The organism is Moorena sp. (assembly GCF_982860115.1).
In genome coordinates this window covers 1-7,363 of the sequence record NZ_CEYLVT010000305.1, presented here as the reverse complement: position 1 = coordinate 7,363, position 7,363 = coordinate 1, and the positions used below count along the sequence as shown (strand labels likewise).

At 44.0% G+C, this 7,363-nt stretch carries 8 protein-coding genes and 1 pseudogene; 5 read left to right on the top strand and 4 right to left on the bottom strand.

The genetic code is table 11. From position 1 onward, the window contains the following. From AC4II3_RS29915 to sodC, 4 genes and pseudogenes are all read left to right on the top strand, one after another. Positions 1-298 (top strand): annotated as a pseudogene (locus tag AC4II3_RS29915) (hypothetical protein); the annotation flags it as partial. Positions 299-617: 319 nt separating this feature from the next. After that, positions 618-959: a hypothetical protein gene (locus AC4II3_RS29910; protein ID WP_488015489.1), complete on the top strand. Its 342-nt coding sequence runs from the start codon at positions 618-620 to the stop codon at positions 957-959. 252 nt (positions 960-1,211) lie between these two features. Further along, complete coding sequence (locus tag AC4II3_RS29905) at positions 1,212-1,961, top strand: class I SAM-dependent methyltransferase (protein ID WP_488015491.1); 750 nt, start codon at positions 1,212-1,214, stop codon at positions 1,959-1,961. A 148-nt stretch (positions 1,962-2,109) separates the two neighbouring features. After that, entirely contained in the window at positions 2,110-2,640 is a 531-nt protein-coding gene (gene sodC / locus AC4II3_RS29900) for a superoxide dismutase [Cu-Zn] SodC (RefSeq protein WP_488015493.1), read from the top strand. Between the two features lie 79 nt (positions 2,641-2,719). Here the strand turns inward: sodC and AC4II3_RS29895 are convergent, their stop codons facing one another. The 3 genes from AC4II3_RS29895 to AC4II3_RS29885 all read right to left on the bottom strand — a co-directional run bounded on the left by AC4II3_RS29895 (position 2,720) and on the right by AC4II3_RS29885 (position 5,265). Next, the gene (locus AC4II3_RS29895; protein WP_488015495.1) at positions 2,720-3,184 is read right to left on the bottom strand and encodes an NUDIX domain-containing protein; all 465 of its coding nucleotides are present in this window, start codon (positions 3,182-3,184) and stop codon (positions 2,720-2,722) included. 10 nt (positions 3,185-3,194) lie between these two features. Further along, a complete protein-coding gene (locus tag AC4II3_RS29890; RefSeq protein WP_488015497.1) occupies positions 3,195-3,890 on the bottom strand; it encodes a uracil-DNA glycosylase in 696 nt (231 codons plus the stop codon). Between the two features lie 115 nt (positions 3,891-4,005). Continuing rightward, positions 4,006-5,265, bottom strand: coding sequence for an RNA-guided endonuclease InsQ/TnpB family protein (locus AC4II3_RS29885; protein WP_488015499.1), 1,260 nt, complete (start codon positions 5,263-5,265; stop codon positions 4,006-4,008). Positions 5,266-5,444: 179 nt separating this feature from the next. On the opposite strand from AC4II3_RS29885, the gene AC4II3_RS29880 reads away from it, so the two are divergent. Further along, complete coding sequence (locus tag AC4II3_RS29880; RefSeq protein ID WP_488015500.1) at positions 5,445-6,143, top strand: phosphoribosyltransferase; 699 nt, start codon at positions 5,445-5,447, stop codon at positions 6,141-6,143. Positions 6,144-6,421: 278 nt separating this feature from the next. On the opposite strand, the gene AC4II3_RS29875 is transcribed toward AC4II3_RS29880, so the two are convergent. Beyond that, positions 6,422-7,030, bottom strand: a complete 609-nt coding sequence (locus AC4II3_RS29875) for an RNA 2'-phosphotransferase (protein WP_488015502.1) — start codon at positions 7,028-7,030, stop codon at positions 6,422-6,424. Between the last annotated feature and the right edge of the window lie 333 nt (positions 7,031-7,363).

Sequence of the window (7,363 nt, the reverse complement as noted above, 5' to 3'; positions counted from 1 at the left end):
TCACGTACGGTTTTGGAGACGAGTCGCAGAGGTGACTCTGCGGCTTAGTTTAATACAAAAATTAGAACTAGTGATTACTACAGTCGGTACAGGCTTAGCCGTCAGCGGTATTTCGTCCCAAGTTGCTACCCATCCTACCGAGAAAATTTTACCAGTTTCCAAACAAGCTAAAGACGCTAATCTTGCCAGTTATTTGGTCTGCAGTTCCCTAGATATAGTATTTCATCTCCTAGTAGGCGTTATCTTAGCAACTCCTGTAGGTATTATTGCCTGGTGGTGGCGAAGAAAGCCGAAGTGAGTCAAAAGTATAGTTTACGACAGAGTATTTTGGTTTAAAGGGAGCAGGGAGCAGGGAGCAGGGAGCAGAAATATGTCTTACAGCTGTTTTCAGATGAATCCACCTCACGACCTTTAGCTACAAGCCCCCTAAATCCGCCAAGGGAGGGATTTAGGAGGGCGAAATTTGCTGTAAGCTTTGCTTCGACTGCTATAAATTCAGTTTCCTAAGCAACACCTTATCAAATTCTCAGTTAAGGGTCACTGCCTCCTCAGTTAAGACCTGCATTCTAGTAATTAAGCGAAAGGAGTTAAGCAAATCAATTTTAGGAGAAACAAACATGAAAGGTCTCGTACTTGGCAGTTTAGGCACTTTATTGATTGCTACCGCTACCACTCCCGTTTTAGCATCAGAAATCGCTGCCAATTCTACCACCAGCCGTAACAATATTGTCGAAGTTAAACCCTTTAACCTGGTCTATCTCGGTTATCAAGGTTACTTTGCTGAGCAAGGTATTCCCAGTAATGCTGGTTTCATCAGCGCTGTAAAAGCCAAGAGAATTACCGCCAAAGACCTAGTAGCCAGTGCGATTGAAAGAGGAAGATTATCCCCAGAAACTATCAATGATTCTACCTATCTGGCTCATGTGAAGAGTCAACTATCCAACCTGGATCGGGATTAATACAAAGGTTAAGCATTTAGCGGTCAGCGGTCAGCAGTCAGCAGTCAGCAGTCAGCCGTCAGCTGATAGCACCTCAAGTAGCGTGCGCGTAGCGCTAATCGCTGATAGCACCTCAAGTAGCGTGCGCGTAGCGCTAATCGCTGATAGCTTACGAAATCTCAAATCCTGGCTGGGGTTTGAATTTCACTATGTGTTTTTTAAGAAGTAACATAAACTATAAGTGGTTTTTCCAAAGTACAAAAAAGGTGTTTTATGAAAACAGAACAGTCACCTAATATCTTTGAGAGTCAGTGGCAACTCTATCAAAAAATACTGACTAACAATTACATGAAACACCGTGAAATTTACGGTATCTTACACGCATTTCTAGTCAGCTACTTTCCAACCCCCTTCTCCATCCTTGACCTAGGCTGCGGTGATGCTAGCTTCACGACCCAGGCTTTAGCCAATACCACGATTGCTTCCTACAAAGGTATTGACCTCTCTGAGCCAGCACTAGAGATTGCTCGTGATAACATGAATTCTATCCCCTGCGAACAGACATTGATCCAGGGCGACTTCTTTGAAGTAGTTTCTGAGTTGGGACAAAAGCAGCAGGATAGCTTCGACGGGATTCTAAGTTCTTTTGCCTTCCATCACCTCAGTTTTGAGCAAAAAGATAGTATTATGGCAAAGCTGAGTAATCTCCTAAAAGCTGATGGTGTTTTTATTCTGATCGATATAGTTTCCAGAGATGGAGAAACCCGAGACGCCTATCTAAGACGTTACCTAGAGGGTGTCTACCAAGACTGGGCTCAACTGACTCCGGCAGAAGTTTCCATGGTCGAGGGTCATATATTGTCTAGTGATTTTCCCGAAACCCAAACAACCCTGCAATCCCTTGCCCAGAAACATAATTTTAATCGGGTTGAGTGTCTGTATCGGGATCCCCTCAACACTAGCCAAGTGTTGTGCTTTTACAAGAGTAGCGCTAAAAGCCTACTCCAGCTAGAAGTGGGATGAATGGGTGCCAGGTTGAGCTAGAAGGATCGAAAAATAAGCTCAAACTGAAAAATCCTCATAAATCAGGTACGGTAGGGAATAGGGAAACGGAAATCCGAAAGGATCTCAAACCCTTGGAAACCTATCTGTAAGTGGGTTCTAGTTGAGTATGAAAATTATCAGCCTATTAGCTGCGATCGCAATATTTCTAATTTCGGCTTGTTCAAATCAATCTGCGTCAACACCACTAACGGTGACCATGCATTTGACTGATACCAAAGGCATTGGTGAAGAGATTGGCATTGTCAAAGCAACCCAAACCGAGAAGGGTCTGCAGCTAACCTCGAATCTGTCTAGATTAACTCCTGGAGAACATGGGTTCCATGTCCATACAAAGCCCAACTGTGGTCCAGCCCAGAAGGAAGGTAAAGTAGTTCCTGGCTTAGCTGCTGGTGGTCATTATGATCCAGAAAATACCGGCAAACATGAAGGACCATTCGGTAATGGTCATTTAGGTGATTTGCCAAGGCTAGTGGTTAATAAACAGGGTGTTGCTAACATTCCAGTCGTAGCCCCACGGTTAAAGGTTGCTGACCTTAAGGGTCACTCTCTGATCATTCACGCCCAAGGTGACAATTATTCAGATATTCCCAAACCCTTGGGAGGGGGTGGTGCTCGAGTGGCTTGCGGTGTAATTTAGCCACAGTCTTGTGCTTTTTAGTGAACGGATCTAAGGGATGGGGAATATCAAATTACCAATTTTTGATAGTCCCCATTTCCTATTCAATCCCTAAAGACTTTTGGATCAGCTTACTATTGGTTTTAATCAGTTCTTGTTGTTCTGGCCAAAATAATGTTGGTAATTCATCTATTGGAAACCACCGCAGCTGGTAACTGAGATTGGGATCAGTAGGAGTGCCGTCAATTTGGTCAGTAATGAACAAAAAATAGTAAGTCTTTTTCCAACACTGTTTGGCAAAGTCTAATCGTTCCTTAACTCCCAGTTCAGCAATAAATTTCAGGTCATTTAAGCCCGCTTCTTCCGCAATTTCTCGCTCTGCCGCCTCTAAAATGGTTTCTCCTGGTTCTACATGACCTTTGGGTAAGACGTATTCCAGTCTATTGCCTTCTTGAACTAGAGCAATGTATATCTGCTGCTCCCAGCGGCGGGCAACAATACCACCAGCGGAAGTAGCGTCAGAAACTCCAGGCGGTCGTTGGTACCAAGTTTCATCAATAATCATTTTTGAAGTTTCAGCGAATCTCGTCTAACTTAGCACGCACTTTCTGGATATCTTGCCACATCAGCCACTTTGGACTACCTTGATCTCGTTTCGGATTCCGCAGTAGGTAAGCAGGATGGAGAATTGGCATACACCACTTATGCCCTTCCCATTCCATCCAGGTACCGCGAATCTTAGTAATCCCCTTCTTGTTACCAGTTAAGCCTTTGACCGCTGTGGCACCAGTGAACAGAATAATTTGGGGGTCTACTAGGCGAATTTGCTCCAACAAGTAAGGTTTGCACGCCTCAATTTCTGAAGGAGTAGGGGTGCGGTTACCAGGAGGTCGGCACTTCACCATGTTACAAATATAGACATCTTGTTCACTATCGATTTTCACAGATGCCAAAATTTTCTCCAACAGTTTCCCTGCTCTGCCTACAAACGGCATACCGGTCTCATCTTCTTGTTTACCCGGTCCTTCCCCAATAATCATAATTAGGGCCTTAGGGTTGCCACGTCCAATAACAGCCTGAGTGCGGGTAGCTCCTAATTCGCAGCGTTGGCAAGATTGACAGTGTTCTGTCAAGGATTCCATGGTGTCGTAAGTGCCAGCAGGAATAGGGATTTTGGCATCAGTGGGGATTAGCTCCCTTTGGACATTGTTGGGCGGTGATGGGGTTAACTCTGACTCGTCAAAAAGACTAAGTTGTTCTCCGTTGGACATGAGGACTCACAGAAATTGGTCAGCTATCAGCTTATGCCCTATGGGCACCCTTGAGAAGCAATTATTTGAATTAATTATTTCAATTATTTCTTTTGATACATTGACACTCCCCGGCCTAAAGGCGCGGGGATTCTTGCTTCAAAGAGTCAGCTTGCTCAACCAAACCGGAGCCAGGAAGAGTAGAGGCCAATTCTCCACAAGCGTTTCGGGAGACCCGACGCTGCGCGAACGGATCGACGTTCGCGTAGCGTGACCTACGGTCAATCCAAGTTTCGACATGCCCTGCCGTACTTAAGGCTCTTTTTAGGATGTTGATTGCGGCATTATGATCTCGATCTAACTGACAACCACACTGACATACGTGAGTCCTAGTTGATAGAGATTTTTTAACCACTTCCCCGCAATTGGAACAGTTTTGGCTGGTGTAGGCCGGGTTTACTGCAACAGTTATCCGGCCAAATTTAGTGCCAAAGTGTTCAATCCATTTTCGGAATTGATACCAACCTGCATCATTGATAGACTTCGCAAGACAGTGGTTTTTTACCAAGTTTTTTACTCTCAAATCTTCATAGGCTACCAGGTCGTTAGACCGGACTACGCAATGTGCCAGTCTCTTGGCATATTCTTCACGTTGCCTACTTATTTTGAGGTGTGTCCTACCTAGTCTATTAACAGCTTTCTTACGGTTAGCAGAGCCTTTCTTTTTTCGGGAAACCCGACGTTGATAAAACTTGATAGCCTTCTCTCCGTTCCGATAAAATCTAGGGTTAGGTTCAGTATTTCCGTCGGAATCGGTATAGAAGTCTTTTAGTCCAACGTCTAAACCGATGGTATTTCCAGTTGGGTCTAGTTCCTTATGATTGTCAACCTGAACGGAAAACTGAACGTAATATCCATCAGCTCGACGGACTATCGTGACCCTTTTAATCTTTTTTTTGTCGAAACGCCACAAATCCCAGGTTCCTTTGAGTTTTAGCTTCCCGATCTCTTTCTTGTCACTGAAGATGATTGACTTTTTGTCTGGAGACAATTTCCAGCCGGATTGCTTGTACTCAACCGAACGACAGTGTTTCTTAAATCGGGGAAAGCCTTTTTTTCCAAGAACCTTTTTCTTGCAGTTATCAAAGAAGCGAGCGATTGATGACCATGCCCGTTCAGCACTAGACTGGCGAGCTGTAGAGTTCAACTCATTTACAAACGAAAACTGCTTTCCTAAAACAGTGCTGTATTTGCTAAGGTCGTATTTATTCACGCCTTTGTTGTCTATCCAATAGCGAATACAGCTATTGCGAATAAATTTGGCTGTTCTGATCGCCTCATCTATGGCTAAATACTGTTTTTGTTTGCCGTACGCTTTGAACTCTAAAATAATCATCGGTATCGACCTGTCCCTACTATTTTATTCTACAAGACCTAGCTAAAGATTCTGGGAAATAAAATTAAATAAAAATAAAAGCCGCCCTAGAAGGACGGGGCTTTAAACCCATGTTTTTGGTAATCTTGACAAAAATCAGTATATAATATATAAAAGGCAACTTCATACCGGAGGAAGCCATGTACACTGCCCCGCTATTTAGCGATCGCGCTGATGCCGGTGAGCAGCTCGCTCAAGCACTTATCCCCTTGGTGAGCAGGCTGCACGCTACAGGTATTGATGCAACGCCTATTGTATATGCACTACCTCGGGGGGGTATCCCAGTAGCAGCACCAGTAGCTCGGGCACTGGATTGTCCGCTAGATATTATAGTCGCAAAAAAAATTGCTACGGCTAGCAACCCAGAATTAGCAATCGGTGCGGTGACTTCCTCCGGAGTTGTACTTTGGTCTGGGCAAAGGCGATGGCGAAACAAAAATGCTCAATGGCGGGAAATAGTATTAGCTCAAGCTCAAGAAAAAGCCCAAGCTCAGCTAGCTCAACTGCAAACGGGTTGCCCGGAAACCAATCCTACTGGTGCCCTAGCCTTGCTGGTTGATGATGGCATTGCCACTGGAATGACCATAGCAGCAGCAACGGAAGCAGTAAAAGCCCACAATCCAGCACAGGTCTGGATTTGCACACCAGTTGCACCAGGAGGATTAATAAACTGGTTATCAAAGTGGTGCGATCGCATGGTTATCTTACAAACACCGGAACCCTTTCTAAGTGTCAGCCGCTTTTACCTCAAATTTCCTCAAGTTAAAACCGAAGAAGCTCTCAGCTACTTACAGCAGCATAACTATAAGCATAACTATATTACAATATCAGAGTCCTAAGTCAACGCTAGCTTGGATCATTAACTAGCTGTTTTAATCTATGAGACTTTGGCAGTTTTGGTGGCGAACATTAGTGCTTTCAACCCAGTACAATCCACCAGAGTTCGTTGAATTAATGATGACCTCATTGGCAATGGCTTTATTAGCCACCTGGGGATATACCAGTGACTGGCCCTATCTGGTACTCAGTTCTAGCTTTGCCATGGGAGCAGCCGTATCCATGTGGGTAAGGGGTACAACCATGCCTTCGTCTAATTCCCGTATGGTGCAGGTCATGGCTATCCTGTTGCTCCTCTACAGCTTTTATACTTTTTGTCACCTTTTGGATTACATATAGACTTACCCGTAAACTGTAAATACTCTGGTGATACCGAATCCACTAGCCAAATTCCATTATCCGAACAATAGAAGTTGTAACCAGCTTTGTGCATCGCTGCAGCATCAATGGCGAAAACCACAGGGCGACCATGCCTTGCTCCGACTTTTTTTGCAGTTGTCATATCCGTTGATAGATGGACATGGTGTCGCGACATTTTACACAAACCTTGTCGCAGAATTGACTCAACTGCGCGGTGACCGGTACCGTGATAAAGGACATCTGGTGGAACCACAACGTCTAGTTGCAAATCAACTTGAACCGTATGACCTTGATTGGCACGAATTCGGGTACCTGTGGAGTCGAAAGAAAAGCGCTTCTTGTCATTTTTGCCCACTACTTCATTTAAATCAGCACGGCTGATCCGAAAGGAATGCTTTTTACAAGCAGCCAATAGTTCCTCAACACCAACCCAGCCACCAGGAGCAAGTGTGATCCCAATTGCCTGAGGCTGGTGCCGAAGATGCTTACTTAAATATTTACTAATTTTGACTAATCGAGACGGATTCATATTGATATAGCCGTTTGCGACTTTGTTAAGTACATATTTCTGGGTTTTTAGGGAACAGGGAACAGGGAACAGGGAATAGGGAACAGAGATGTTGGCATCAAAACTCAGTTATTTATTGTTAAAAATTAAGAAATAAAATTTATATTTTGTTATTCATTTTCATAATTAACTTATCTACAAATTTTTATAAGTTTAGAATAGTGTTAATGAACATTATTAAAGACCGCGCTGCATCGCTTTTTTATACTGTTTTCATAAATTATTATTCCTATTCCCTGTTCCCTGTTCCCGATTCCCGATTCCCGTTCCCCTCCTGGGAGGGGTTAGGGGTGG